Source organism: Ensifer sp. ENS08 (assembly GCF_014852195.1).
Classification (GTDB): domain Bacteria; phylum Pseudomonadota; class Alphaproteobacteria; order Rhizobiales; family Rhizobiaceae; genus Ensifer; species Ensifer adhaerens.
In genome coordinates this window covers 1-22,017 of record NZ_JACVBF010000007.1, presented here as the reverse complement: position 1 = coordinate 22,017, position 22,017 = coordinate 1, and the positions used below count along the sequence as shown (strand labels likewise).

Annotated in this window: 21 protein-coding genes and 3 tRNA genes; 13 read left to right on the top strand and 11 right to left on the bottom strand. The window is 61.9% G+C overall.

Going from position 1 to position 22,017, the window contains the following annotated elements; all coding sequences use genetic code 11:
- Positions 1-75: 75 nt before the first annotated feature.
- Positions 76-471 (top strand): NADH:ubiquinone oxidoreductase subunit NDUFA12, encoded by a 396-nt coding sequence (locus IB272_RS17130; protein WP_060522222.1) that lies wholly within the window; start codon positions 76-78, stop codon positions 469-471.
- Between the two features lie 125 nt (positions 472-596).
- Positions 597-1,049 (top strand): DUF2155 domain-containing protein, encoded by a 453-nt coding sequence (locus IB272_RS17125; RefSeq protein WP_034795441.1) that lies wholly within the window; start codon positions 597-599, stop codon positions 1,047-1,049.
- Positions 1,050-1,086: 37 nt separating this feature from the next.
- Here the strand turns inward: IB272_RS17125 and aat are convergent, their stop codons facing one another.
- From aat to IB272_RS17100, 5 genes are all read right to left on the bottom strand, one after another.
- Complete coding sequence (aat, locus tag IB272_RS17120) at positions 1,087-1,701, bottom strand: leucyl/phenylalanyl-tRNA--protein transferase (RefSeq protein ID WP_034795444.1); 615 nt, start codon at positions 1,699-1,701, stop codon at positions 1,087-1,089.
- Between the two features lie 10 nt (positions 1,702-1,711).
- Entirely contained in the window at positions 1,712-3,055 is a 1,344-nt protein-coding gene (accC, locus tag IB272_RS17115; RefSeq protein WP_034795446.1) for an acetyl-CoA carboxylase biotin carboxylase subunit, read from the bottom strand.
- A gap of 12 nt (positions 3,056-3,067) precedes the next feature.
- Positions 3,068-3,547 (bottom strand): acetyl-CoA carboxylase biotin carboxyl carrier protein, encoded by a 480-nt coding sequence (gene accB / locus IB272_RS17110; protein WP_043614150.1) that lies wholly within the window; start codon positions 3,545-3,547, stop codon positions 3,068-3,070.
- A gap of 25 nt (positions 3,548-3,572) precedes the next feature.
- Positions 3,573-4,019: a type II 3-dehydroquinate dehydratase gene (gene aroQ, locus IB272_RS17105; protein ID WP_034795448.1), complete on the bottom strand. Its 447-nt coding sequence runs from the start codon at positions 4,017-4,019 to the stop codon at positions 3,573-3,575.
- Positions 4,020-4,125: 106 nt separating this feature from the next.
- Positions 4,126-4,893, bottom strand: a complete 768-nt coding sequence (locus IB272_RS17100) for a DsbA family protein (protein ID WP_034795449.1) — start codon at positions 4,891-4,893, stop codon at positions 4,126-4,128.
- A gap of 233 nt (positions 4,894-5,126) precedes the next feature.
- Here IB272_RS17100 and IB272_RS17095 point away from each other — a divergent pair, with 233 nt between their 5' ends.
- The gene (locus IB272_RS17095) at positions 5,127-6,284 is read left to right on the top strand and encodes an aminotransferase class I/II-fold pyridoxal phosphate-dependent enzyme (protein WP_089045752.1); all 1,158 of its coding nucleotides are present in this window, start codon (positions 5,127-5,129) and stop codon (positions 6,282-6,284) included.
- 114 nt (positions 6,285-6,398) lie between these two features.
- On the opposite strand, the gene IB272_RS17090 is transcribed toward IB272_RS17095, so the two are convergent.
- Positions 6,399-9,209: a ribonuclease E/G gene (locus tag IB272_RS17090; protein WP_113135672.1), complete on the bottom strand. Its 2,811-nt coding sequence runs from the start codon at positions 9,207-9,209 to the stop codon at positions 6,399-6,401.
- Positions 9,210-9,979: 770 nt separating this feature from the next.
- Here IB272_RS17090 and IB272_RS17085 point away from each other — a divergent pair.
- The 3 genes from IB272_RS17085 (at position 9,980) to prfB (ending at position 15,221) form a co-directional block, all read left to right on the top strand.
- The gene (locus IB272_RS17085; protein WP_060583578.1) at positions 9,980-11,200 is read left to right on the top strand and encodes an N-acetylmuramoyl-L-alanine amidase; all 1,221 of its coding nucleotides are present in this window, start codon (positions 9,980-9,982) and stop codon (positions 11,198-11,200) included.
- Between the two features lie 338 nt (positions 11,201-11,538).
- Positions 11,539-13,992: a penicillin-binding protein 1A gene (locus IB272_RS17080; protein ID WP_034795452.1), complete on the top strand. Its 2,454-nt coding sequence runs from the start codon at positions 11,539-11,541 to the stop codon at positions 13,990-13,992.
- 97 nt (positions 13,993-14,089) lie between these two features.
- A protein-coding gene (prfB, locus tag IB272_RS17075; protein ID WP_112771310.1) for a peptide chain release factor 2 occupies positions 14,090-15,221 on the top strand; the annotation gives its coding sequence in 2 pieces (ribosomal slippage) (positions 14,090-14,158 and positions 14,160-15,221; 1,131 coding nt in all).
- 68 nt (positions 15,222-15,289) lie between these two features.
- Here the strand turns inward: prfB and IB272_RS17070 are convergent.
- Both IB272_RS17070 and IB272_RS17065 read right to left on the bottom strand, forming a co-directional pair.
- Positions 15,290-15,778, bottom strand: coding sequence for a hypothetical protein (locus IB272_RS17070; RefSeq protein ID WP_060583568.1), 489 nt, complete (start codon positions 15,776-15,778; stop codon positions 15,290-15,292).
- 102 nt (positions 15,779-15,880) lie between these two features.
- Positions 15,881-16,654, bottom strand: coding sequence for an NAD kinase (locus IB272_RS17065; protein ID WP_034795458.1), 774 nt, complete (start codon positions 16,652-16,654; stop codon positions 15,881-15,883).
- Positions 16,655-16,811: 157 nt separating this feature from the next.
- Between IB272_RS17065 and IB272_RS17060 the strand changes: the two genes are divergently transcribed.
- Positions 16,812-16,887 (top strand) — tRNA-Thr (locus IB272_RS17060).
- 106 nt (positions 16,888-16,993) lie between these two features.
- On the opposite strand, the gene IB272_RS17055 is transcribed toward IB272_RS17060, so the two are convergent.
- On the bottom strand, positions 16,994-17,320 hold the full coding sequence (locus IB272_RS17055; protein WP_210339466.1) for a hypothetical protein: 327 nt from the start codon (positions 17,318-17,320) through the stop codon (positions 16,994-16,996).
- A gap of 27 nt (positions 17,321-17,347) precedes the next feature.
- Here IB272_RS17055 and IB272_RS17050 point away from each other — a divergent pair, with 27 nt between their 5' ends.
- Positions 17,348-17,821 carry a hypothetical protein gene (locus tag IB272_RS17050; protein ID WP_210339465.1) on the top strand — a complete coding sequence of 158 codons (474 nt, stop codon included), beginning with the start codon at positions 17,348-17,350 and terminating at the stop codon, positions 17,819-17,821.
- Between the two features lie 197 nt (positions 17,822-18,018).
- Here the strand turns inward: IB272_RS17050 and IB272_RS17045 are convergent, their stop codons facing one another.
- Positions 18,019-18,960 carry a LysR family transcriptional regulator gene (locus IB272_RS17045; protein ID WP_043614179.1) on the bottom strand — a complete coding sequence of 314 codons (942 nt, stop codon included), beginning with the start codon at positions 18,958-18,960 and terminating at the stop codon, positions 18,019-18,021.
- Positions 18,961-19,097: 137 nt separating this feature from the next.
- Between IB272_RS17045 and IB272_RS17040 the strand changes: the two genes are divergently transcribed.
- Positions 19,098-19,718, top strand: a complete 621-nt coding sequence (locus tag IB272_RS17040) for an FMN-dependent NADH-azoreductase (RefSeq protein ID WP_034795463.1) — start codon at positions 19,098-19,100, stop codon at positions 19,716-19,718.
- Positions 19,719-19,878: 160 nt separating this feature from the next.
- Entirely contained in the window at positions 19,879-20,139 is a 261-nt protein-coding gene (locus IB272_RS17035; protein WP_226020708.1) for a hypothetical protein, read from the top strand.
- 199 nt (positions 20,140-20,338) lie between these two features.
- Here IB272_RS17035 and IB272_RS17030 read toward each other — a convergent pair whose 3' ends face one another.
- Complete coding sequence (locus tag IB272_RS17030) at positions 20,339-21,214, bottom strand: RNA methyltransferase (protein WP_060606536.1); 876 nt, start codon at positions 21,212-21,214, stop codon at positions 20,339-20,341.
- A 217-nt stretch (positions 21,215-21,431) separates the two neighbouring features.
- Between IB272_RS17030 and IB272_RS17025 the strand changes: the two genes are divergently transcribed.
- The 3 genes from IB272_RS17025 to IB272_RS17015 form a co-directional block, all read left to right on the top strand.
- A tRNA-Tyr gene (locus tag IB272_RS17025) sits at positions 21,432-21,516 on the top strand.
- A gap of 23 nt (positions 21,517-21,539) precedes the next feature.
- Positions 21,540-21,613 (top strand) — tRNA-Gly (locus tag IB272_RS17020).
- Between the two features lie 277 nt (positions 21,614-21,890).
- A partial coding sequence (locus IB272_RS17015) for a GTP-binding protein (RefSeq protein WP_244520023.1) occupies positions 21,891-22,017 on the top strand: 127 nt, incomplete at its 3' end.

Below are 22,017 nucleotides of genomic sequence, written 5' to 3'. Positions count from 1 at the left end.
GAGCGGCGGGGCATAAGCGGGAACATTGTTTTGGTATCTGGCCGCCTTCCCAACGGCCGGTCAAGGACGGCATCCATGAAGCTCCTGCTGCAGATTTTCACCTGGTGGAACGAACAGACGATCGGAACGCGCTTTCACACCTGGCGCCACGGTGAACGGGTCGGTCAAGACGAACTCGGTAATGTCTACTACCAGGGCGGCAAGGATTCTGAAGGCCGCACCCGCCGCTGGGTGATCTACAACGGCTACGCCGAAGCCTCCGCCATTCCGGCCGGCTGGCACGGCTGGATGCATCACCGGACCGACGTTTCTCCGGCTGATGAAAAGTACACGCCGCGCGAGTGGCAGAAGGCGCACCGCGTCAATCCGACCGGAACGGCCAACGCCTACCGCCCGCAGGGCTCGATTGCCGCCACCGGCAAGCGTCCCCGCGTGACCGGCGACTACGACGCCTGGACGCCCGGCTCCTGAACAATCTGTTCTCAGTGACGACGACGGACCGCGGAATGGGTTCCTCGATCATGGCGCGGCCACAATTGATGGTTAGCGCCTGAAATCCATCGATGACGAACAGGATACGCGGGAGACAGGCGACTATGGCAGGTTCTGATCTGCGCAAGGCAATCGGCCAAGGAACACGGCGTTTGGGCTTGTCCCTGCTTGCCGCTTTGCCGCTGGTCGCATCTGCGGAAGCGGTTGACGCAGCCCGCCTTTCCAACGCCGTCGCCGTGTTCTCCGGCATCGACAAGATCACCGGCCGCATCACCACTTTCGACGTCTACATCGGCGAGACCGTGCAGTTCGGCGCCCTTCAGGTCACGCCGCGCGTCTGCTACAGCCGTGACGACACGGAAGCGCAGAAGATCACGACCTTCGTCGAGGTCGAGGAAATCACACTCGACCGCAAGATCCGCCGCATCTTCACCGGCTGGATGTTTGCCGATAGCCCCGGTCTGAACGCCGTCGAGCATCCCGTCTATGACGTCTGGCTGCAGTCCTGCAAGGCGACCTCGGACCTGCCGCCGCCGGACACCGCGCAGAAGCGCTGAGCGGCGGCGTATTCCCATTCTTTGAGATTTGGCTTGGTTAGAAGGCGAGGTCGGGCGACGACATCGCGTTCGCCAGAAGCACTTCGTATTCCGCCTTTGGCACGTCGATGGCACCAAACGACTTCAGGTGCTCGGTGGTGAACTGTGTATCGAGCAGTTCGAAGCCACGCGCCTTCAGTCGCTCGACCAGATGGACGAGGCAGATCTTCGAGGCGTCGGTGCGTCTGGAAAACATGCTTTCGCCGAAGAAGGCCGAGCCGAGCGAAACGCCGTAAAGTCCGCCAACCAGTTGGTCGCCTTCCCACGCCTCGACGCTGTGGGCATAGCCCATCGTATGCAGCGTCGCGTAGAGCGTGCGGATCTTGTTGTTGATCCAGGTGGTTGGCCGGTCGGGAGCAGGGGCAGCGCAGCCGTCCATGACCGCTTCGAACGCGGTGTTGAAGCGGATGTCGAAGGGCTTTCGGCGGATGGTTTTGGCGAGGCTGCGAGAGGTGTGGAAGCCTGCGAGCGGGATCACCCCGCGAATTTCCGGCTCGACCCAGAAGATTTCCGGGTCGTCAGCCGAATCGGCCATCGGGAAGAGGCCGATCGAATAGGCGCGCAGCAGCATGTCCGGCGTAATATCGGGCTGCTTGCTGCGCGTCCCCTTCAATGTCAGGTCCTTACTCGGACGTGGCGGCCAGATGCTTCTCCAGCCAGTGGATATCGTAGTCGCCGTTGGCAATGTCCTGATTATTGATCAGGTCCTGGAACAGCGGAAGCGTCGTCTTGATGCCGTCGATGACAAATTCGTCAAGCACGCGGCGCAGACGCATCATGCATTCGACGCGGGTACGGCCGTGCACGATCAGCTTGCCGATCAGGCTGTCGTAGTAAGGCGGGATCCGGTAGCCCTGATAGGCACCCGAGTCGACGCGCACGCCAAGACCGCCCGGCGCATGGAAATGCGTGATCGTGCCCGGGGATGGGACGAAGGTGCGCGGGTCTTCGGCATTGATGCGGCACTCGATCGCGTGGCCGGAGAACACGATGTCTTCCTGCCGGACCGAGAGGCCACCGCCGGAGGCGACGCGGATCTGCTCGTGCACCAGGTCGATGCCAGTGATCGCCTCGGTGATCGGATGCTCGACCTGAAGACGGGTGTTCATTTCGATGAAATAGAACTCGCCGTTTTCGTAGAGGAATTCGATCGTGCCGGCGCCGCGATACTTCAGCTTCTTCATGGCGTCGGCGCAGACCTGGCCGATCTTCATGCGCTGGTCGACGTTGAGCGCCGGGGAGTTTGCCTCTTCCCAGACCTTCTGGTGACGACGCTGCAGCGAGCAATCGCGTTCACCGAGATGCACCGCATTGCCGGCGCCGTCGCCGACGATCTGGATTTCGATGTGGCGCGGCTTGGAGAGGTACTTCTCCATGTAGACGGCGTCGTTGCCGAAAGCGGCAAGCGCTTCGGTGCGGGCCGTCGCAACGGCTTCCTCGAGGTCAGCCTCGCTGCGGGCGACCTTCATGCCGCGGCCGCCGCCGCCAGCGGTCGCCTTGATCAGGACCGGGAAACCGATCTTGCGGGCGACTTCGAGGGCGTTTTCCGGCTTCACTTCGCCGTCGGAGCCCGGAACGACCGGGATGCCAAGTTCCTGCGCCGTTTGCTTGGCGGTGATCTTGTCACCCATGATGCGGATGTGTTCCGCCGTCGGGCCGATGAAGGTGATGTCGTGCGCTTCAAGGATTTCGGCGAACTTGGCGTTTTCCGACAGGAAGCCGTAACCTGGATGCACAGCGTCTGCACCGGTGATTTCGCAGGCGGCGACGATCTGGTGAATGTTCAGATAGCTATCGCGCGAGGGCGGCGGGCCGATGCAAACGCTCTCGTCGGCGAGGCGCACATGCATGGCGTCGGCGTCGGCCGTGGAATGAACGGCGACCGTGGCGATGCCGAGTTCCTTGCAGGCACGAAGCACGCGAAGGGCGATTTCGCCGCGATTGGCAATGAGAATTTTCGAGATCATCGCCGCGCCGCCTTATTCGATTACGATCAGCGGTTCGCCATATTCGACGGGGGCTGCGTCCTGGACGAAGATTTCGGTGACCTTGCCCGAGCGCGGAGCCGGGATCTGGTTCATTGTCTTCATCGCTTCGATGATGAGGATCGTCTGGCCTTCCTTGACCGTGGCGCCGACCTCAACGAAGGGGCGGGCTCCCGGTGCGGGAGACAGATAGGCAGTGCCGACCATCGGCGCGGTCACGGCATTCTTCGATGCACGGGCGCTCTCGGCGGCAGGAGCAGCAACGGCGTTTGCAGGAGCGGCCGCTGCGGCGGGCATCTGGTAAGCCGGCATCTGCGGCATGGCCATCGGCATGGCAACCGGCGTGCCGTTGCGCGAAACGCGAATGCGCAGGTCGTCCTGCTCGACTTCGATCTCGGTCAGATCGGTGTCCTTGAGAATGTTGGCGAGATCGCGGATCAGCGCCTGGTCGATACCTGGTTTCTTGTCAGCCATGGAATATGAGCCTCTTGTGTTCTTTTTATTTCGACGGATTTGTCAGGTTCTTTAGCGCATGCAGCGCAAGAATGTAACTCTGGGCGCCGAAGCCGCAGATGACGCCCTTGACGGCGGGTGCGATCATCGACTTGTGGCGGAACTCCTCACGCGCATGGATGTTCGAGAGGTGCAGTTCGACGACCGGAATGCCGATGGCGCGGATGGCATCGTGAAGCGCGATCGACGTGTGGCCATAGGCGGCCGGGTTGATTGCCACGCCCGCGGCGACGTTGCCGGCCTCGTGCAGCCAATCGACCAGCATTCCCTCATGGTTCGACTGGCGGAAATCGACGTCGAATCCGAGCGCCTTGCCTTCTGCCTTGCACATGGCCTCGATGTCGGCCAGGGTCTGGCCGCCATAAATACCCGGCTCGCGCTTGCCCAGCGCATTCAGGTTGGGGCCGTTCAGCACGAAAATGGTCGATGGCATAAGGGATTCCGGTCCGGTCATGGAGGGTTACCTATAGACTGATGGTCCCGCGAGGAAAAGCCCTTTGGGCCCCCGCGGGATTTGTCCACAGTCATGGGAAGGTTTGTCAGCAGGCGGTCTTGCCGCATTCGCGCATATTGGCGACCTTGCCCTCGATCTCCTCGGCGCCGACGGCCCCGAAGACCGCTTCGTTGCCGATGACGTAGGAGGGCGTTCCGGTGATGCCGAGGTCGTTGGCAAGGCTGTAGGCCTCGCGCACGGCCGCATCATGCGGCTCCTTTTCCATTTTCGCGCGCAGGTCCTTTTCGGAGACGCCGAGCTTGGCGGCAACCGCAAGCGCTGTCTCCTCCGTGGCGCGGTCTTCCCCGCCGAGCAGCGCCCGGTGGAAGTCGCCGTATTTTTCCGGAGCGACCAGGCGGAAGGCGGCGCTCACCTTGTGGGCGGCCAGCGAATCCGGTCCGAGGATCGGCAGTTCCTTCAGCACGAAGCGCACGTTCTTGTCCTTGGCGAGGATGTCGTCCATGTCGGAAAGCGCGCGTTTGCAGTAGCCGCAGTTGTAGTCGTAGAACTCGACAACGGTGACGTCGCCTTTGGGATTGCCGAGCACCATGTCGTAGTCGGAATTGAAGATCGCCTTGTTGTTCTCGGTGATCGCGCTTTCCGCCGCTTCCTGCTGCTTGGCGCGCTGTTTCGTCGTCAGCGCCTCCTGGACCTCGAGCATGATCTCCGGATTGGCGATCAGGTATTCCTTGATGAAGGCGCCGATCTCTTCCTTCTGCTTCGCGTCGAGCGCGAATGCGTTCTGGGGCAGGCTGACCCCGGCCACGAGCGCTGCGAGCGTCCCGGCGGCAATCATCTTGGTGCTGAAGTTCATTTCTACCTCGTTGTCCTTGCGTATCCCGTGTGTCGTCCATCGCGTGTCGCCGGGTCAACCGGCTGTTCTGAATGACAACAGGATTCCTCGTATCCGCAATATGCCGGCAGCATAGGGTGGGTGCCGCGGAAACGAAACGGCAAAATCGGCGGAAATACGGCACTCGCGGACTTGTGAAGGTCATTTTCATCGGGCAAAGGGCTGGAGAACAGCCGCATATCGAGGATTTTCCGTTGGTAGATTTGTCAAAACGCAGTGCCGTCGAACCTTTCCATGCGATGGACGTACTGGCGGAGGCGACCCGTCGCCGGGATGCCGGCCACCCGGTGATCTCGATGGCCGTCGGGCAGCCCGCCCACCCGGCGCCGAAGGCAGCTCTTGAAGCGGCGCGCAAAGCGCTTGAACATGGCCGGCTCGGCTATACCGACGCGCTCGGCACCTTGTCGCTGCGCACAGCAATCGCCCGGCACTATGAAAAGCGCCACGGCATCGCGCTCGATCCGCAGCGGGTCGCGGTCACCACCGGCTCATCCGCAGGCTTCAATCTCGCTTTCCTGGCCCTCTTCGATCCTGGCGATTGCGTAGCGATCGCGAGGCCCGGCTATCCGGCCTATCGCAACATCCTCGCAGCGCTTGGCCTGACGGTCGTCGAGGTCGAGGCCAATGCCGAGACCGGCTTCACTCTGACGCCTGAAAGTCTTTCGCGTGCCGCTGCGAAAATAGGCCGTCCATTGAAGGGCGTGCTCTTGGCGAGCCCAGCCAACCCGACCGGAACGGTGACGGGCAGGGCGGGCCTCAAGGCGCTGGCTGACTATTGCCGGGCCGAATCGATCGCCTTCATCTCCGACGAGATCTATCACGGACTGACCTTTGCCGGCGAAGAGGCAAGCGCGCTGGAGGTGACCGACGAGGTAATCGTCATCAACTCCTTCTCGAAATACTATTGCATGACCGGCTGGCGGATCGGCTGGATGGTGCTGCCGGCTGACAAGGTGCGCGGCTTCGAGCGCATCGCCCAGAGCCTCTACATCTCGCCGCCCGAGCTCTCGCAGATCGCGGCAGAAGCAGCACTCAACGCGCATGAGGAGCTCGACCGTTACAAGGCCGCCTATGCCGCCAACCGGGACATGCTCATGAAGCGGTTGCCGGAGATCGGCTTCTCGATCGCCTCGCCGATGGACGGTGCCTTCTACGCCTATGCGGATGTCACCCGCTTTACCAATGACAGCATGGCCTTTGCCAAGCGGATGCTCGCCGAGATCAACGTCGCGGCAACCCCGGGATTCGACTTCGATCCGCTGGAAGGGCACCGCACAATGCGCTTCTCCTATGCCGGCGCCGAGGCCGACATGGTCGAGGCCATGGACAGGATCGCGCGTTGGCTGGCGTGACGCTCTGAACAGGCAGGCAGGGGCAAGTCCCTTCTGCCATCCGCCCAAAGGAAAAGGCCCGGATCGCTCCGGGCCTTTCGTGTTTTCAGAGTTTGGCGCTGGCCGCGCGGCTTCTTAGAAGAAGCCGCGGCGCTGCCACCAGCCGCCCTTCTTGGGCTTGCCCGGCTCTTCCTCTTCGGGCTTCGTCGCGCTCGACGTTACCACCGGTTCGGAAGCGATTTTCGAGAGGTCGCGGTTCGCACGCACAGGCTTGGTTTCGGCAAGGTCGGCCGCAGCCTCTTCCACCGCTTCGACGGCCGGGTCGGCAACCGCAGGCTGGTCTTCGATCACTGCCTGAGCAGCTTCGTCGACGCTTACTGCCGGTTCTTCAGCCTTGACGGCCTTCTTGCGGGTGCGCTTCGGCTTGGCAGGCTTTACGTCCGCCACCTCGGCTTCTTCGGCCACCACAGCCGTTTCCTCAACAGCGACAGCCACCTCGACCTCGGCCGCAGCGGCCGGTGCCTCTACGGTTTCGGCTTCTTCTGCGCCGTCGTCGCCGGCTTCCGCATCGGCACCGGCTTCAAGCTGGCCTTCGCCTTCACCTTCACCTTCGCCTTCCGGACGGTTGCGGCGGCCGCCACGCTTGCCGCGGCGGCGGCGCTTGCGCTTCTGATCGCCATCGGCGGTCGCGGCGTCTGCATCGACGCCCTCGTCATCGCCTTCGTCCTCATCGGAACCGTCGTCGGCATCGCCTGCCGATTCGGAGACCTGGAGAGCGCTGCCTTCGGCCTGCTGGCCGCCCTTGCCGCGCCGGCGGCGACGGCGCTTGCGCTTGCGTCCGTTCTGATCGTCGGACTGGGCAGCAGCCTTCGGCTGTTCCTGCCGCTGTTCGCCGGCAATTTCTTCTGCTTCTTCCTCGTCGAGATCCTCTTCGATCACGACGTCGTCTTCTTCCTCGTCCGGCTCGAAGTGCAGCAGCTGTTCGATCTTGACCGGATTTTCGACCGGCTCGCCACGATCGATCGCGAAGTGCTGTGCGCCGACATGGGCATCAGCCTCGATGATGATCGAAACGCCGAAGCGGGCTTCGTAGTCCATGATCGTGCCGCGCTTCTGATTGAGCAGGTAGAGCGCGATATCCGGGATGGTGCGCACGGTGATGTCGTGCGTCGTGTTCTTCAGCAGGTGTTCCTCGATGCCGCGCAAGACGTGCAGTGCAACCGAAGACTGCGAGCGGACGTGACCCGTGCCGTTGCAGTGCGGGCAGGTCTGCATCGTCGATTCGAGCACCGAGGCGCGAATGCGCTGGCGCGACATTTCGAGCAGGCCGAAATGCGAGATACGGCCGACCTGGATGCGGGCGCGATCGTTCTTCAGGCAATCCTTCAGACGCTTCTCGACCGAGCGGTTGTTCCGCTTTTCTTCCATGTCGATGAAGTCGATGACGACGAGGCCGGCAAGGTCGCGCAGGCGGAGCTGGCGTGCCACTTCTTCCGCCGCTTCCAGGTTCGTCTGGAGAGCGGTGTCTTCGATCGAGTGCTCGCGCGTCGAACGGCCGGAGTTGACGTCGATCGAAACCAGGGCTTCGGTCTGGTTGATGATGATGTAGCCACCGGACTTCAGCGTTACCTGCGGCTGCAGCATGCGGTCGAGCTGCGCTTCGATGCCGGAGCGCGAGAAGATCGGATGCACGTCACGGTAAGGCTGAACCACCTTGGCGTGGCTGGGCATCAGCATCTTCATGAAGCCCTTGGCTTCCTTGTAGCCTTCCTCACCGGAAACGATGATCTCGCTGATGTCCTTGTTGTAGAGGTCGCGGATCGAGCGCTTGATCAGGCTGCCTTCTTCATAGACGAGGCAGGGGGCCGTGGAATTCAGCGTCAGCGTGCGGACGTTTTCCCACAGGCGCATCAGATACTCGAAGTCGCGCTTGATCTCGACCTTGGTGCGGTTGGCACCGGCGGTGCGCAGGATCACGCCCATGCCCTGCGGCACTTCGAGGCCGCGGGCGATTTCCTTCAGGCGCTTGCGGTCCTGCAGATTGGTGATCTTGCGGGAGATGCCGCCGCCACGTGCGGTGTTCGGCATAAGCACCGAGTAGCGACCGGCGAGCGACAGGTAGGTCGTCAGTGCCGCGCCCTTGTTGCCGCGCTCTTCCTTGGCGACCTGAACCAGCAGGATCTGGCGGCGCTTGATGACTTCCTGGATGCGGTACTGCTTGCGCGGCTTGCGAACCTGGCGATCCGGAACTTCTTCCATGGCGTCTTCGGCGCCGACGGATTCGATGATTTCCTTTTCGCCGTCGTGGCTGTCGTCGTCATCATCGTCGTCGTCATGGCGACGGCGGCTGTCGACATCCTCGGAAATGGCGTCGGTATCGACCATGGCAGCCATTTCGCCGCCATTGCTCTCGTCGCCGTCGGTCGATGCAGCAGCCGCTTCTTCAGCGGCCTTGGCCTTGGTCTTGCGGGTGCGCTTCGGCTTCGCCTTCGGCTTTTCGGCTGGCGCTTCCTCTTCGACGACCGGTGCGGCGTCAGCGACGGCTGCGACCGGCTCGGCTTCAGTTTCCGCGACGACTTCGAGGTCTACGGGAACGGAAAGTTCGCTTGCCGGGGCAGGGGCGGTCTCGACATGCTCGATGTCGTCGTCACGCCGCGCTTCTTCGGCTTCGGCCTTCAAGAGCGCCTGACGATCGGCGAGCGGGATCTGGTAGTAGTCGGGATGGATTTCGGCGAAAGCCAGGAATCCGTGGCGGTTGCCGCCGTAGTCGACGAAGGCGGCCTGGAGCGAGGGCTCCACCCGGGTGACCTTCGCCAGATAGATATTGCCGCGGATCTGCTTCTTATGTTCCGACTCGAAGTCGAACTCTTCTATGCGGTTCCCGCGAACGACAACGACGCGCGTCTCTTCTGAATGAGACGCATCGATAAGCATTTTCTCTGCCATCTAAGCTGTGCTCCTCGGCGCGCCAGCGGAACGGGAGACAGACCTGCTTCCTTAGGAAGACTGCCAAACACGTCGGAAGGTGCGCCGGATATGAAAGTTCCTGTTTGGCGCAGGCGATGGTGCAGCAGCCAGACGACAGCCGGAACATGTGTGTCCCGGGGCCGCGCTACTTCTGACCGATACTGCTGAGTCAACATCAATGACCAAACAAGAATGCCAATGTCCAAGGTCTCATGAAGACCCGATGAATGCGCCCGCTTGCGGGCGTCGGTGAAAAATCACCATCAAGAACTCCGGCCACCGCCGGAAATTTGCGATCCAGTGTACGGGGAGGAAATGCAGCGACGGCGGATGAACACTTGCGACCGCGGAATTGCGATAAGTTAACCGGTCAATCCGGTTCGACCGCACCCTGGCGCCAAGCTTTGGAGAAGCTCCGGCTGCCCGGTCGACTGTTCTATCCCGTCAACACTTTCTCCTTGTGACGCTTTTATGTTTTCTATGTCACATTGGCAAGGGAAAAGCCCGTGCCGCCACAATAATGATCGATTCGCTTGTCCACGTGGAGTAGGTCGATAAACGGTAAATCGATTGTCCCGGCGGGCCGGGGAAGATGATCATTGTCAAGCATTGGTTAACCATAAGGGTTCATTGATCAACCTGTGCGTCCAGCAGCCGTGCGTCGGCTGCTGTTGGTTTTCTGAGAAAGTGGTGGAGAGCCCGAGGTGAGGCCTTTGGCGGTTTGTATGCGTGGTTCGCTGTTGTCGTTGATGTCGCGCACGGGCAGGCTTCTGCTCGGAGCATCGCTGCTTGCCGGCGGTCTTCTTTTGAACGTGCCGGCGGCGGTTGCCGCCGAGCCGGGGCCTTTGCTCGCCTTTGCTGCGCGGATCGCCGGTGACGATGCACGCACGCGCGTCGTCGTCGAGTTCGATCGCAAACCGGAATTCTCCCTGCACTACGTAGCCGATCCCGTTCGCGTCGTGGTCGACCTGCCGGAAACGGCCTTCGGCCTCAAGGCGGACAGCCTTGAACCGCGCGGCCTATTCGATGCGATCCGCTACGGCGGCATGGGGGCGGGCAGCTCCCGCATCGTTCTTTCGGCGAAAGGCCCCGTGGCGGTAACCCATGCGGAAGTCGTCGCGGAAGAGGGGGGCAAGGGCTACCGGCTCGTGCTCGATGCCGAGCGCGTCGACCAGGCGCGCTTCGATGCGCTTCTCGGCGAACAGCAGTGGACCGGATCGGTCGCCGCCGCCAAGACCGACAGGCCGGTTGCCGTCGCTCCCACGAGGGAAGGCGGGCCGTTCATCATCGCGATCGATGCGGGCCATGGAGGCATCGATACCGGTGCGCTCGCCGGCGAAACGAAGACGGAGGAGAAGCATGTAACGCTCGCCTTCGCGAAAGATCTCGTCGAGGCCCTGAACAAGGGCGCCGGGATCGAGGCTTTCCTCACCCGCGACAAGGACGTCTTCCTCTCGCTTCCCCAGCGCGTACAGATCGCCCGCAACAAGGGCGCCCATCTCTTCATTTCGCTTCATGCGGACGCGCTGCGCCAGAAGGACATCCGCGGCGCGACGGTCTATACCATCTCCGACAAGGCATCCGACCACCTGGCCGCAAGTCTTGCCGCCCGCGAAAATTTGTCCGACGAAATCGCCGGCGTGCCGCTTCAGAGCGAGCCGGCGGAAGTGGCCGACATCCTGATCGATCTGACGCGCCGCGAGACGCAGGCCTTCTCGGTCAACATGGCGCGCGCCGTCGTTACGTCCTTCGAGGGCCAGATCAATCTCATCAACAATCCGCACCGTTTTGCCGGCTTCCGCGTGCTGCAGGCGCCGGACGTGCCCTCGATCCTGCTTGAACTGGGCTTCCTGTCGAACAAGGAGGACGAAAAACTGCTGCTGGATCCGGAGTGGCGCAAGAAGGTTTCAGAGCGTCTTGCGGTCGCTGTTCAGCGATACCGCGAGCAGGCCATCGCCAGCGGCGGCTGACGCTTGAAGGCAGGCCCTGGAACGAAGTGATTTGTGTCGCCCCGGTAACAGCGCTATGCTTTTCAACGGGATGCGCACGGGATTATCGCATAACAGCCCTATTTTACGCACAATCCGGGACCTAACCGGAATTGCGCCCGGATTTGTTGAGAAACGAGTTGAAGCCCGGAGTTCCCCGCCATATGAGGAGCCGGGCTAGGTGGGGCGTTGCGACGCCAGACGATTTCTCGTGAAAGAGTTTGGTCGGCCCGCTGTATAGAAGCCGGCAGGACAGAGCATGGACTGTCAGTCGGGCGGTTCGGCAATTGGACGATAATTAAGGTACCGGTATCTGACTGATGATCAGGCTGATTGGATATTTCTTCGGGATTGGCGCGTTTCTGCTGCTGGGTGTGGCCGGGGCCGTGGCGCTCTATCTTGGTGTCGTCACCAAGGACCTGCCGGATTACGAGGTGCTGGCGAAGTATTCGCCGCCGGTGACCACGCGCTTCCACGCCGGCAACGGCGCGCTGATGGCGGAATATGCCCGCGAGCGGCGTCTCTATCTGCCGATCCAGGCCATCCCGGATCGCGTCAAGGCGGCCTTCATCTCGGCTGAAGACAAGAACTTCTATCAGCACCCGGGCGTTGACATCACCGGTCTTGCGCGCGCCATCGCGGTGAACCTGCAGAACTTCGGCTCCGGCCGTCGCCCGGTCGGCGCCTCGACGATCACGCAGCAGGTGGCCAAGAACTTCCTGCTCTCGTCCGACCAGACGATCGACCGCAAGGTCAAGGAAGCAATCCTCTCCTTCCGCATCGAGCAGGCCTACACCAAGGACCGCATTCTCGAACTCTATCTCAACGAGATCTTCTTCGGCCTGAATTCCTACGGCATAGCCGGTGCGGCGCTGACCTATTTCGATAAGTCTGTGACTGAGCTTACCATTGCCGAGACCGCCTATCTCGCAGCCCTTCCGAAGGGCCCGGCCAACTATCATCCGTTCCGCAAGACCGAAGCGGCGCTTGAGCGCCGCAACTGGGTAATCGACCGCATGGTCGAGAACGGCTACGTCACCAAGGCCGATGGCGAAGAAGCCAAGAAGCAGCCGCTCGGCGTCAACCCGCGTCGCGGCGGGGCGCATCTCTTCGCCTCCGACTTCTTCGCCGAGGAAGTCCGCCGGCAGATCATCCAGAAATACGGCGACAACGCTCTCTATGAAGGCGGCCTGTCGGTCCGCACCTCGCTCGATCCGCGGCTGCAGATCGCCGCGCGCAAGGCGCTGCAGGCGGGTCTGCTCAGCTACGACGAGCGTCGCGGCTTCCACGGCCCGGTCAAGTCGATCGAAATCGGTGGCGATTGGGGCGAGCCGCTGGGCGCTGTCGTAGCCTTCAACGACGTGCCGGAGTGGAAGCTTGCCGTTGTTCTCTCCGTCGATGGACAGGGCGCCGAGATCGGCATTCAGCCAGAGAAGGAAGCCTCGGGCAAGATTGTCGCCGAGCGTGTCACCGGGCATATCTCCGCCAAGAACATGCAGTGGGCCTACCGTTCCGCCAGCGGCGACCGCAAGTCGGCGAAGTCGCCTGAAGGCGTCTTCGGCGCCGGCGACGTCATCTATGTCGAGCCGCTGCCGGAGAAGGGCGAGTATCGCCTGCGCCAGCCGCCGAAGGTGCAGGGTGGCCTCGTCGCCATGGACCCGCAGACCGGCCGCGTTCTGGCGATGGTCGGCGGCTTCTCCTATGGCCAGTCGGAATTCAACCGCGCGACGCAAGCGATGCGCCAGCCGGGTTCGTCGTTCAAGCCCTTCGTCTACGCGGCCGCCCTCGACAACGGTTATACGCCTGCATCGGTCATTCTCGACGCGCCGATCGAGATCGTCGCCGGTGGCCAAGTCTGGCGCCCGGAAAACTACGGCGGCGGCTCGGCCGGTCCGTCGACGCTGCGTCTCGGCATCGAGAAGTCGCGTAACCTGATGACCGTTCGCCTTGCCAACGACATGGGCATGAACCTTGTCGCCGAATATGCCGAGCGCTTCGGCATCTACGACAAGATGCCGCCGCTGCTTGCGATGTCGCTGGGCTCGGGCGAAACGACTGTTCTGCGCATGGTCTCGGCCTATTCCGTGCTCGCCAACGGCGGCAAGCAGATCAAGCCGTCGCTGATCGACCGCATTCAGGACCGCTACGGCAAGACGATCTTCCGTCACGAGGACCGCACCTGCGACAACTGCAACGCCGGCGATTGGCAGAGCCAGGAAGAACCGGTTCTCACCGACAACCGCGAGCAGGTGCTCGACCCGATGACCTCCTACCAGATCACGTCGATGATGGAGGGCGTGGTGCTGCGCGGCACGGCTGCCGGCAAGATCAAGCTCGATCGTCCGGTTGCCGGCAAGACCGGTACCACCAATGACGAAAAGGACGCCTGGTTCGTCGGCTACACTCCGGACATGGTTGCAGGCCTCTATCTCGGCTTCGACAACCCGGCCCCGCTTGGCCGCGGCGCGACCGGCGGCAGCCTCGCCGTGCCGATTTTCAATGACTTCATGACAGAAGCAGTGAAGGGCACGCGCCCGAGCAAGTTCGTCGTGCCCGAAGGCATGAGCATGGTCGCCGTCAACCGCAAGACCGGCATGGCCGCCCAAGAGGGCGAGCCGGACACGATCATCGAGGCCTTCAAGCCCGGCACCGGCCCGGCCGACACCTTCTCGGTCATCGGTGGTCTTGACCAGTACGTGCCGCCAGAAGAGATCCTCAAGAACTCGCCGCAGGCGAACCAGGCAGTGACCTCCGGTTCCAACGGCCTGTTCTAATCCTTATCCCCTTCACGCGATGCCCGCCGCCTTTACATCAGCGGTGGGCATCGCTATTTGACGCTCACTTTCCTATCGGTTCACAAGAAGCAGGATCATGCGCAGCGAAATCGAGAACATTGTCGACGAAATCAAGCAGGCCATAAGCCTGCTGAGGAGGCATCTTTGACTGGGATCAGGCGGTAAGACGACTGGACTGGTTGAACAACAAAGCGGAAGATCCGGCGCTTTGGAACGACGCTTCGGAAGCGCAGAAGCTGATGCGCGAGCGCCAGCAACTCGATGACGGCATCAATGGCCTGCGCCGTTTCGAGCAGCAGCTCAATGACAACATCGAACTCATCGAACTCGGCGAGGAAGAGGGCGACGCCGCCATCATCGCTGACGCCGAACAGGCGTTGCGGGATCTCAGAAACGAAGCGGCGAAGAAGCAGGTCGAAGCCATGCTCTCGGGCGAGGCGGATCAGAACGATACCTATCTCGAAGTGCATTCGGGTGCCGGCGGTACCGAAAGCCAGGACTGGGCCAACATGCTTTTGCGCATGTACACCCGCTGGTCCGAGCGCCAGGGGTACAAGGTCGAGCTTATGGAAATCCAGGACGGCGAAGAGGCCGGCATCAAGTCTGCGACGCTGCTCGTCAAGGGCCACAATGCCTATGGCTGGCTGAAGACCGAATCGGGCGTGCACCGCCTGGTTCGCATCTCGCCCTACGACAGCAACGCGCGCCGCCACACCTCGTTCTCCTCGATCTGGGTCTACCCCGTCGTCGATGATTCGATCCAGATCGACATCAACGAGAGCGATTGCCGTATCGACACCTACCGCTCGTCGGGCGCCGGCGGTCAGCACGTCAACACGACCGACTCGGCCGTGCGCATCACGCACATCCCGTCGGGCATCGTCGTGCAGTGCCAGCAGGAACGTTCGCAGCACAAGAACCGGGCGAAGGCCTGGGACATGTTGCGTGCGCGCCTCTACGAGGCCGAACTGAAGAAGCGGGAAGAGGCCGCCAACGCCGAAGCCGCGTCGAAGACCGACATCGGCTGGGGCCACCAGATCCGCTCCTACGTTCTGCAGCCCTATCAGCTGGTCAAGGACATGCGCACGGGCGTCGAAAGCACGGCACCGGGCGACGTTCTTGACGGTGAACTCAACGAGTTCATGGAGGCCGCCCTTGCGCACCGCGTCAGCGGCGGCGCGGATGCCGTCGTGGATGATCTGAACTAAGGCAGACAGCGGTCTGCACCAATGCAATTGAAGAGGGCCGGGTGTTCGCATCCGGCCCTTGCTTTTGCTCAGTTGGAGGCACGCTCGATCTTGATGTCGCCGAGATCGTCGATGAGCACGGTCCAGCTCTCGGGCTCTCTCACCGACGGGTCCGTCTTCAGATAGACGGTCGCAAACATGCCGGGCTGCGCGGTCACACCGGTCGAGGTCTCCGGGCGGATGTCGGTGACGTAGGCCTTGAGCGCGGAGAATTCTTCGAGTTCCGCCGACGAAATCACCACAGGGCCGGCCGGGGTCGCTGCTACCTGCTGCAGATGGATCTGGGCGGTTCCATCCGCCTGGCGAAGCGCGATCAGCTTGTAGTAACCGCGCCGGGCGTCGCCCGGCTTCTCGGCGGCCGCGTTCGGATCGAGGGATGAAAGCGGCTCTCCGCTTTCCTCCCAGTAGCCGGTGCTGGTCACGAAGGTCGCCTCAGGCGGAACGATGTTGGCATCCTGAGCCTTGGCGCCGGCACTGCTGAGAAACAGGAACAGCGCGAGGAGGGCGGATCTGTGCATTGGGTCGTCGTCCTTAAGGCGGCGGCTCGGTTGCCGTATGCTGCGGGCCGGCGGAAACCTGGCCGGCATGATGATACCATAGATCGCGCGGAGAACGTGCGCTCAGTTCGAAAATTGCTCGGCCAGGATGCGGTCCGACCAGGAATGATCGGGATCCGAGAGGATGCGCGCCGTCATGTTTTCCGATTCGGCGATCTTCACCTTGACCACGGACTTCACTTCCTGATGGTCGGCCACCGCGTTTACCGGCCGCTTGTCGGCCTCGAGGATTTCGATCTCGACTGTGACATGGTTCGGCAGAAGCGCGCCACGCCAGCGGCGCGGGCGGAAGGCACTGACCGGGGTCATCGCCAGAAGCGGGGCCTCGAGCGGCAGGATCGGCCCGTGGGCGGAGAGATTGTAGGCGGTGGAGCCGGCAGGGGTGGCGACCAGCAGGCCGTCGCAGGTCAATTCCTCCAGCCTTGTCTTGCCATCGATCAGGACGCGGAGCTTCGCCGCCTGGTAGGACTGGCGGAAAAGGTAGACCTCGTTGATCGCAAGTGCCGTGAAGCTCTCGCCATATACGTCGGTCGTCTGCATCTCCAGCGGATGAAACGCGTTCTCGACTGCCTGGCAGATGCGGTCCGTCAGGTTCTCGGTGCTGTAGCGGTTCATCAGGAACCCGACCGAGCCACGGTTCATGCCGTAGACCAGCTTGCCGCTGTTCATGGTCTGATGCAGCGTCTGCAGCATGAAGCCGTCGCCGCCAAGCGCGACGATCACATCGGCCTTCGACGGATCATGGTCGCCATAGATCGCCTTGAGATCAGCCGCAGCCTTTTGTGCCTCTTCCGCGGACGAGGCGAGAAAGGCTAGGGAAGTGAACGTTCGGGCCATGAAACTCTAGTCCGCTCGATATGTTATGCGCCGCCAGCGGCAATCTCTCTCTATCGTTTCTGGCATGGCCCGGAACCGAACGCATCTGAAAAATTGGGAGAATTCGCAATTTTGCTTTACACCACATGAGATTATGGTAACTCCCACCAAAGCAAGTGCCCTTATAGCTCAGTTGGTAGAGCGGCTGATTTGTAATCAGTAGGTCGGGAGTTCGAGTCTCTCTGGGGGCACCACTTCATTTCCTCCCCATTGTTTTTTCCGAATTTTTGGCGGCTATTCGAGCCGGAATTTCAGGTTCGGCGTGTTGCCGCGGGTATACCGTCGGCGCAAAGCGAGCAGTTAGTCACGCATCGCAAAGATGGCCATGAACACTGGTGTGCCGATCAGAACGCCGGCAATCGAAAATAGCGGCCCATAGATCAGCGCGCTCAGCGGTATGCCGGCGATGCATACCGCAATGCCATCCTTCAGGCAGTTGTACGGCCCGCCCTCGAATATGCCGTAGACGGGTAGGAACAGCCCCGCGACGATAAGGCTGACAAGGAACGCCAGGACGGCGGAGATGATCAGTCTTCCAAGAGCTCTCATCCTCCTGAAATATAGGGAATCAGTGGTTTCGGCCACCGCCGATTGTTTCTCCAGCGCCGATGAACGGAGGACGAGCATTCGTCAGCTGGCTCTCTTGGAAAGGTCTTGGTCATCGAACACGTTCTTTCGGCTGCCGCCGAAAGCAGCCTTACCAACCCCGCGGCACTGGCGCCGGTCAGATGGGCGGTCGTTCTGCTTTGTGGGTTTGTCGTCTGGAGCCCTGCCAACGCGCAGGAGGGATCCGATTGGGCGGAGATGAGTTCGGGCGCGACCCAAGTTTCCGGTTTGGGGGCGGTCCGCTATTCCGTGGGATACAGCAACATCGGTTATGACCACTTTCGTTCGGAGATCGTGGTTGAGTGGCGTGACGGCGGCAAGCGGACGCAGACGATCTACGAAGGCATCTATGACAATCCCCCTGCGAAGGTCTGGGGTGCTAACGACCATCTCTGCGTTTCGATGGAGGCTTGCGCGCGATCGACGGACGCCTGCACAGTGGAGGTGATTGCCTATCGATATGACGTCGGCGCCAAGTCTTTTGCCGAGCTTGCAGACGGCGGCGAGTTTTGCCGCCGATGAGATGCGGAGCCTTGGTCGGAGTAAGCGGTCAACGCTCGATCGATCACCGGCTCCCGCATCGCTTGGTCCGGCGCTCTCCGTGCGTCTCGAGATCGTGACGCCGGTGCAGTCCGGGCAATGGTTCACGATTCGCGATCCCGACGGCGACGTGCTGATGATCTGCCGCTGCTGATCGGAAAAGCCGCAGCGCGGCGGCATCAGATGTCGAAGGACGGTCCCATGCGCACCGGAACCTCGCGGCATTTCTGCAGGGCGTTGAGCAGGTTTTCGGCGAGATAGTCGATCAGCGCCCGGGTCGCCGGCAACATGCCCTGGCGGGACGGGAAGACGAGGTGCACGACGACGTCGTTCGACGTCCATTCCGGCAGCACCGGCGCAAGGACGCCGGCGCGGAAAGCGCGCTCGCAGATATGGTCAGGCAAGAGGGCGACCCCCATCCCTTCGATCGCGGCGCGTTCGAGAATCAGGAAATCGCTGCAGCCGACGATCGGACGATGGGTGATTTCCGTCGTGTTGCCATCGATTGAAACCAGCCGCCAGACATCGGTCGGGTGCTGTTCGTTCATCGACAGCGTCGCCTGCTGGCTGAGGTTCTCGATCGTGATCTCGCCGGAGCGGGCGAGGAAGGTGGGGCTGGCTGCAAGCCGCTCGCGAACCTCGCCGAACTTGCGGATGATGAGTTGGTTGTCCGTATCGAGCTGCCCGCGGGCACGCAGCGCCACGTCGACCCGCTCCTCGATCAGATCGATGCGACGGTTGGTGGCGGTGATCAGCAGGCGGACGCCGGGGTAGCGGCGGTGAAACGCCGGCAGGATGTCGGCAAGCATAGGGGTGAAACCAAGCGGGCAGGCGAGCCGCACCGTGCCCGAGGGCTCCGCGCGCACGGCGGCGATCTCGGCTTCGGCGGCAGCCACCCCGTCGAGAAGGCTCTGGCAATGCTCATAGAAGACCCGGCCGATATCGGTGACACGCAGCTTGCGGGTCGAGCGCTCCAGCAACCGCACACCGAGCTGCTCCTCGAGGCGGGCCACATGTTTGCTGAGCTTGGATTTGGGTATATTGAGGTCCCGTGCCGCAGCGCTGAAGCCGTTGTTTCGCACGACGGCGGCAAAAAGCCCGAGGTCGTTCAGATCCTGCATTGTCCTGTCTCCGAGGTGCGGATGATGGGTATGATTGTTTCCGTCTGGAAACAGTATGTCAAATATCCGCTGGCTTATCGGGCCATTGTTTTCCCCTCATATGTGGATCACCGCAACGTAAACACAAAGGTGTTCCCATGAACGTTCTTCATATCGACTCCGGTATCCTTGGCGACCACTCGGTTTCCCGCCGTCTGACGGCCGCCCTTGCCGCCCAGGTCAAGGCTGACCGCCCGGATGCGCAGGTGACCTATCGCGACCTCGCTGCCAGCTCGCTGCCCCATCTGACCGGCGCCCAGATCATGGCCCCGGCCGACCTCGAAGGCGTCGACGCGGGTCTCGCTGCCGACGTCAAGCTTGGCCGCGACATGCTGGAAGAATTCCTCGCCGCCGACACCGTCATCATCGGCGCTCCGATGTACAACTTCGGCATTCCGAGCCAGCTGAAGGCCTGGATCGATCGCATCGCCGTCTCCGGCAAGACTTTCCGCTACACGGAGAATGGTCCGGAAGGCCTCGCCAAGGGCAAGAAGATCATCGTCGCCTCGACCCGCGGCGGCCACTACTCCGCCGGCCCGGCAGCCGTCATGGATCATCAGGAATCTTACCTGAAGACGGTCTTCGGCTTCCTTGGCATCACCGATGTCGAATTCGTGCGCGCCGAAGGCCTGAACCTCAGCGCCGACAGCAAGCAGTTTGCGATCGCCGAGGCCGAAAAGACCATCTCCGAAGGCAGCGTGCTTCGCCTGGCGAGCTAAGACCAAATTCAGCGGATCACCGAGGTGATCCGGTGGGAGGGGCGTATGCCCCACGTGCGGACGGTGCCGGTTGCGCAAGCAGCCGGCATTGTCCGTTTTCGAACATCGATATCTGCTTTATAATGCCCTCATGATGGACGGGCGGACGATCCTTTGGGGCATGACCGCTGCGGTGGCCTTTTTGCTCGCCGCCGAAGCGCCCCTTGCTGCGCCGCCGGATCATGGCTGCACCTGCCGCAATCGAGACGGTTCCAAATACGAACTTGGGCAGGTCGCTTGCCTGCGTGTCGACGGCAACGCCTATCTCGCGCGCTGCGAGATGAACCTCAACGTCACGACCTGGAAGAAACTGCGTGAAGGCTGCCCTACGGCTGGCATGAGCACACCGGGTAGCCTTGCGGGGCAATCGATCCGTTTCTGACGCGGAAGAGCGGCTTGCCGTCCTCATTCCGATCTTTTTCGAAACTGCATGGCGCAGTGCTCCGCGATCCCACCGGGGCGGAAATTTCCACAGGCGCTATTTCGCGTTACCGCCTCGGCTTTGGCGCCGTTGTCTGTGAGCTGCGGAGGATGCGGCCGCCGCGTTTTTGCGGTGAGGCCGCCCGGAACACCTGGTGATGTCAGCGCTTCAGATGCTGGCGCGCCGCATACATCGCGATCGCCGCTGCGTTCGATACGTTCAGCGACTTTATCGCGCCGGGCATGTCGAGCCGGGCAAGATCGTTGACGATCGAGCGGGTCTTCTGCCTAAGCCCCTTGCCCTCTGAGCCGAGAACGAGGGCGATCTTTTCGCCGCTGAATGTCCCTTCCAGCGGCTGCGGCCCTTCCGAATCAAGGCCGATCGTCTGGAAGCCCAGCCGATGCAGTTCCTCGATGGCATCGCCAAGGTTGGTGATCTGGATATAGGGGATCATCTCAAGCGCGCCGGAGGCCGATTTGGCGAGCACGCCCGATTCGGTCGGGCTGTGGCGCATCGTGGTGATCAGCGCGCCGGCATCGAAGGCGACGGCCGAGCGCATGATGGCGCCGACATTGTGCGGATCGGTCACCTGATCGAGCACGAGAATCAGCGGGCAGTCGCGCAGAGCCTCGAGCCGGCGATGCGGCAGGGGGCGGGTCTCGAGCATCACGCCCTGGTGGATCGCGTCGGGACCGAGAATCTTGTCGAGATCCTGCGGCGTCACCGTTTCGACCGGGAAGGGCAGGGCCGAAAGCTCGCCGAGTTCCAGGCGGGCGGCCGCGTTCGGCGTAACGCTGAGACGGATGACCTTGCGCGCCGGATTGTCCAGCGCCGCGCGAACCGTGTGCAGGCCATAGAGCAGAACCTGCTCGGGCGAGAGCGGCTGCGGCTTCCAGTCGGCCGGCGCCTTGCGGCGCTTGTCCTCTCTTGGCGTGGGGATTTCGCCACGTTCCCGCTTGGCGTCGCGATGCGCGCGCCGAAGGTTGGCGTAATGGGTGTCCTTGGCGCTCTTGTCGCCGGTGCGATCTTTGCTCATTGGCGTCTTATAGAGAGGTTGCACGCGGGGCGAAACGGTTTTCAGCGCCGGGTCCTTTTTTACGGCTGTGGAGAAAATCGGAAATTTTCCGCTGACCCGTGTTGACAGGACGAAACGGGGCAGTCATATACCCGGCCACAGATCGAGAGCGGCACGGCCAAGTCGCTGGTTGTCTCACGATCTCAAATGCTTGGTCGAAAGATCCCGACAGAATAATGGAGGGATGCCCGAGTGGTTAAAGGGGACGGACTGTAAATCCGTTGGCTCAGCCTACGTTGGTTCAAATCCAACTCCCTCCACCATTCTGCTTCTGGATCGAAGGCCCGCGGGTATAGCTCAATGGTAGAGCAGCAGCCTTCCAAGCTGAATACGCGGGTTCGATTCCCGCTACCCGCTCCAATAGCGGCTTCCTCTTTCTTTTCGAATTAATGTATCAAGTCAACGTTCATCGCTAAGCGTTTGAATGTTTTGCTGCGGCTGCGATTCGTAGCTCGATAGCACCGAATCTTGTAGCGGCGTCGCGCGCTTCTTATATATCGGCAGGAAAAGGCCAGCGGCGGCCGGTCCGGGCGCGCGCAATTAAGTCTTGCGCAAATCCCCTGAAACCCTTAAACGGCTCCACAAACCGGCCCTGCCGGCTGATCATTATTCATACTTGACCACAGGAAACGTACCCATGGCAAAGAGCAAATTTGAGCGCAACAAGCCGCACGTTAACATTGGCACGATTGGCCACGTTGACCATGGCAAGACGTCGCTGACCGCAGCGATCACGAAGTACTTCGGCGAGTTCAAGGCGTACG

Bases quoted from the DNA above. Each gene is read 5' to 3' on its own strand.
- IB272_RS17130 (WP_060522222.1), top strand. From the start codon at position 76: ATGAAGCTCCTGCTGCAGATTTTCACCTGGTGGAACGAACAGACGATC.
- IB272_RS17125 (WP_034795441.1), top strand. From the start codon at position 597: ATGGCAGGTTCTGATCTGCGCAAGGCAATCGGCCAAGGAACACGGCGT.
- accC (WP_034795446.1), bottom strand. From the start codon at position 3,055: ATGATCTCGAAAATTCTCATTGCCAATCGCGGCGAAATCGCCCTTCGC.
- accB (WP_043614150.1), bottom strand. From the start codon at position 3,547: ATGGCTGACAAGAAACCAGGTATCGACCAGGCGCTGATCCGCGATCTC.
- aroQ (WP_034795448.1), bottom strand. From the start codon at position 4,019: ATGCCATCGACCATTTTCGTGCTGAACGGCCCCAACCTGAATGCGCTG.
- IB272_RS17100 (WP_034795449.1), bottom strand. From the start codon at position 4,893: ATGAACTTCAGCACCAAGATGATTGCCGCCGGGACGCTCGCAGCGCTC.
- IB272_RS17090 (WP_113135672.1), bottom strand. From the start codon at position 9,209: ATGGCAGAGAAAATGCTTATCGATGCGTCTCATTCAGAAGAGACGCGC.
- IB272_RS17085 (WP_060583578.1), top strand. From the start codon at position 9,980: ATGTCGCGCACGGGCAGGCTTCTGCTCGGAGCATCGCTGCTTGCCGGC.
- IB272_RS17080 (WP_034795452.1), top strand. From the start codon at position 11,539: ATGATCAGGCTGATTGGATATTTCTTCGGGATTGGCGCGTTTCTGCTG.
- IB272_RS17070 (WP_060583568.1), bottom strand. From the start codon at position 15,778: ATGCACAGATCCGCCCTCCTCGCGCTGTTCCTGTTTCTCAGCAGTGCC.
- IB272_RS17065 (WP_034795458.1), bottom strand. From the start codon at position 16,654: ATGGCCCGAACGTTCACTTCCCTAGCCTTTCTCGCCTCGTCCGCGGAA.
- IB272_RS17055 (WP_210339466.1), bottom strand. From the start codon at position 17,320: ATGCTCGTCCTCCGTTCATCGGCGCTGGAGAAACAATCGGCGGTGGCC.
- IB272_RS17045 (WP_043614179.1), bottom strand. From the start codon at position 18,960: ATGCAGGATCTGAACGACCTCGGGCTTTTTGCCGCCGTCGTGCGAAAC.
- IB272_RS17040 (WP_034795463.1), top strand. From the start codon at position 19,098: ATGAACGTTCTTCATATCGACTCCGGTATCCTTGGCGACCACTCGGTT.
- IB272_RS17035 (WP_226020708.1), top strand. From the start codon at position 19,879: ATGACCGCTGCGGTGGCCTTTTTGCTCGCCGCCGAAGCGCCCCTTGCT.
- IB272_RS17030 (WP_060606536.1), bottom strand. From the start codon at position 21,214: ATGAGCAAAGATCGCACCGGCGACAAGAGCGCCAAGGACACCCATTAC.